This window comes from Methylobacterium sp. CCH5-D2 (assembly GCF_001556475.1).
Classification (GTDB): domain Bacteria; phylum Pseudomonadota; class Alphaproteobacteria; order Rhizobiales; family Beijerinckiaceae; genus Methylobacterium; species Methylobacterium hispanicum.
In genome coordinates, this window is record NZ_LSIX01000979.1 from 1 (window position 1) to 3,629 (window position 3,629).

The window sequence follows — 3,629 nt, forward strand, 5'->3', positions numbered from 1 at the left end:
GTCCGGGGGATCCCGTCCCCGCGGGGCGGGGAGGGGAACTTCATGACCTCCGACACGCTCACTCCCCCGCCTGCAGCACCGCGGGCCCGCCGCGGCGCCGCCGCCGGGCGTTGACCCGGTGCCGCAGCCGGTCGAGGGCGAGGTAGACGACGGGGGTGGTGTAGAGGGTCAGGATCTGGCTCACGATCAGGCCGCCCACGATGGCGATGCCGAGGGGCTGGCGCAGTTCCGCGCCCTCGCCGCCGCCGACGATCAGCGGCGCCGCCCCGAGGAGCGCGGCCAAGGTTGTCATCATGATCGGGCGGAAGCGCAAGAGGCAGGCTTCCGTGATCGACTCCGCCGGCGCGAGACCGCGCGTGCGCTCGGCATCGAGGGCGAAATCGACCATCATGATCGCGTTCTTCTTCACGATGCCGATGAGCAGGAACACCGCGATAAGCGCCACGATCGAGAACTCGGTGCCGGTCACCAGCAGCGCCAGCACCGCGCCGATGCCGGCCGAGGGCAGCGTCGAGAGGATGGTGAGCGGGTGCACGAAGCTCTCGTACAAGATGCCGAGCACCGCGTAGACGGCCAGGATCGCGGCCAGGATCAGCAGCGGCTGGCGCGAAGCGCTCGACTGGTAGTTCTTCGCCGCGCCCGAGTACGAGCCGTGGATGGTGGCCGGCAGGCGCAGCTCCGCCATCGCCCGCTCGATCGCCGCGGTCGCGTCCGACAGGCTCTTGCCCGGCGCGAGGTTGAACGAGATCGTGGTGGCCACGAACAGGCCTTGGTGGCTCACCTGCACGGGCGCGTTGCCGGTCTCGAAGCGGGCGAAGGCCGAGAGCGGGATCATGGTCTCCTTGGCGGAGGAGACGGGCGCGGCCGAGGAGGCGCCGCCCTTGGACGCCGCGATGGCGTTGGCGGCCGCGTTCCGGGCGGAATCGGCCGCGATGGCCGAGGCGGTGTCGGTGGTGGTCGCCGCGCCCGTCGTGGTCGCGTTGACGTTGGCGGTCCCGCCCGCCGCCACCGTGCCGGCGACCGCGTTGGTGGTGGCCGAGCCCCGCGCCTTGCCGCCCGAGGTCGAGACGAAGATCTGCTTCAGGCTCTCCGGGGTCTCCAGGTAGCGCGGGTCGATCTCCATCACGACGTGGTACTGGTTCAGCGGGTTGTAGATCGTCGAGACCTGCCGCTGGCCGAAGGCGTCGTAGAGGGTGTTGTCGATCTTGTCGGGGGTGATGCCGTACCGGAAGGCGGTGGCCCGGTCGATGACGATGCGGCTCTCCAGGCCCCCCTCCTGCTGGTCGGAGGTGACGTCCGAGAAGGTCGGGTCCTTCTGCAGCATCGCGACGAGCTTGGGCGCCGCTGCGTAGAGCTCCGCCGCCGTGTCGCCCTGCAGGCTGTACTGGTACTGGGCGAAGCTCTGGCGCCCGCCCATCTGCAGGTCCTGGCGCGGGAAGACGTAGAGCCTGGCGCCCGCCACGCGCGCGAGCTTCGGGCGCAGGCGGGCCATCACCGCGGAGATCGGGTCGCGCTCGGAGCGGGGCTTCAGGCCGATGAAGGCGTTGGCGGAGTTCGTGCCGCGCCCGCCCGTGAAGGCGACGACGCTGTCCACCGCCGGGTCCGCCTGCACGATGGCCGCGGCCTCGCGCATCTTCTTCTCCATCGACTGGAACGAGATGCGCTGGTCGGCCTGGATGCCGCCCATCATCTGCCCCGTGTCCTGCTCGGGGAAGAAGCCCTTCGGCACGATGACGTAGAGGTAGACGTTGAGCCCCACGGTCGCGAGCAGCGAGAGCAGCACCAGGCGGGGATGGCGCAGCGCGACGGTGAGCGTGCGGGCATAGGCCCGCAGCATCGCCTCGAACCCGCCCTCCAACGCGCGCAGCACGATGTTCGGGCGCTTGGCGCGGGTCTCCGGCCGGAGGAGCCGCGCGCACATCATCGGCGTGGTGGTGAGCGAGAGCACCAGCGAGATCAGGATCGCGAGCGACAGGGTGAGCGAGAATTCGAGGAAGATGCGCCCGACGAGGCCGCCCATCAGCAGGATCGGCAGGAACACGGCGACGAGCGACAGGCTCATCGAGACCACCGTGAAGCCGACCTCGCGCGCCCCCGCCAGCGCCGCCTCGACGCGCGACTTGCCCATCTCGATGTGGCGCTGGATGTTCTCCAGCACCACGATGGCGTCGTCCACCACGAAGCCCGTGCCGATGATCAGCGCCATCAGCGACAGGATGTTGAGCGAGAAGCCCAGCAGGTACATCGCCGAGAAGGTGCCGACGATCGAGATCGGCACCGCGACCGCCGGGATCAGCGTGGCCCGGGCCGAGCGCAGGAAGGCGTAGACGACGAGGATCACCAGGGCGACGGCGATCAGCAGGGTCTCCTCGGTGGCCGCCAGCGTCGCCCGGATGGTGGCGCTGCGATCGCCCGTCAGCTTGATCTCGATGCCGCCGGGCAGCGCCGCCGCGATCTGCGGCAGGGCGTCCTTCACGCCCTTGATCGTCTCGACGACGTTCGAGCCCGGCTGCTTGTAGACGAACAGGATCACGCCCTGCCGGCCGTTGACGAGGCCGAGGTTGCGCCGATCCTCGACCCCGTCCCGGATCTGGCCGACGTCGGTGAGGCGCACCGCAGCCCCGTTGCGGTAGGCCACGACGATGTCGCGGTAATCCTCGGCCTTGCGGCCCTGGTCGTTGGCGTAGAGCTGGTAGCGGCGGTCGCCGACGTCGATGTCGCCCTTGGGCGAGTTGGCGTTGGCCGACGCCAGCGCCGCCCGGATGCCCTCGAGCCCGATGCCGTAGTTGAACAGCGCGGTCGGATCGAGCTCGACGCGCACCGCCGGGAGCGACGAGCCGCCGATATCGACGTTGCCGACCCCCGGCAGCTGCGAGAGCTTCTGCTGCACGACCGTGGCGGCGGAATCGTAGAGCTGGCCCGGCGTCAGCGTGTCCGAGGTCAGCCCCAGGATGATGATCGGCGACTCGGCGGGGTTGAACTTGCGGTAGGTCGGGTTGGTGCGCAGTGCGGAGGGCAGGTCGGCGCGCGCGGCGTTGATCGCCGCCTGCACGTCGCGGGCGGCGCCGTCGATGTCGCGGTTGAGGCCGAACAGCAGGACGATGCGCACCGTGCCGAGGGAACTCGTGGACGTCATCTCGTTGACGTCGGCGATGGCACCCAGCCGGCGCTCCAGGGGCGCCGCGACCGTGGTGGCCATGGTCTCGGGGGAAGCGCCCGCCATCTGGGCCTGCACGAGGATGACGGGGAAATCGACCTGCGGCAGCGGCGCCACCGGCAGCTTCAGGAAGGCGAAGATGCCGGCCAAGAGCACGCCGATGGTCAGCAGCGTGGTCGCCACCGGGCGCCGGATGAAGGGCTCGGAGATGTTCACGGGCCGACACCCGCGCGCTCTTCCATGAAGGCGCCGGAACCGCAACGCGCCCCCTCTCCCGTGCGGGAGAGGGTTGGGGTGAGGGACGAGAACTCTCCGGAAAGGTCTGGCCATAGCCGCGGAGACGCTGCGGCTTCTCCGGATGGCTCCGGATCCCTCACCCTGTCCCTCTCCCGCACGGGAGGGGGGACCCGCGCGTCGTCCGGGACGCTACGGCTCGGGTGGGGGCCACCCTCCCCCGCAGAGGGGGGAGGGA

Annotated in this window: 1 protein-coding gene; it reads right to left on the reverse strand. The window is 70.3% G+C overall.

Translation table 11 applies throughout. The features are described 5' to 3' along the window. Positions 1–58: 58 nt before the first annotated feature. Positions 59–3,373: an efflux RND transporter permease subunit gene (locus tag AX737_RS26460; RefSeq protein ID WP_066926669.1), complete on the reverse strand. Its 3,315-nt coding sequence runs from the start codon at positions 3,371–3,373 to the stop codon at positions 59–61. Between the last annotated feature and the right edge of the window lie 256 nt (positions 3,374–3,629).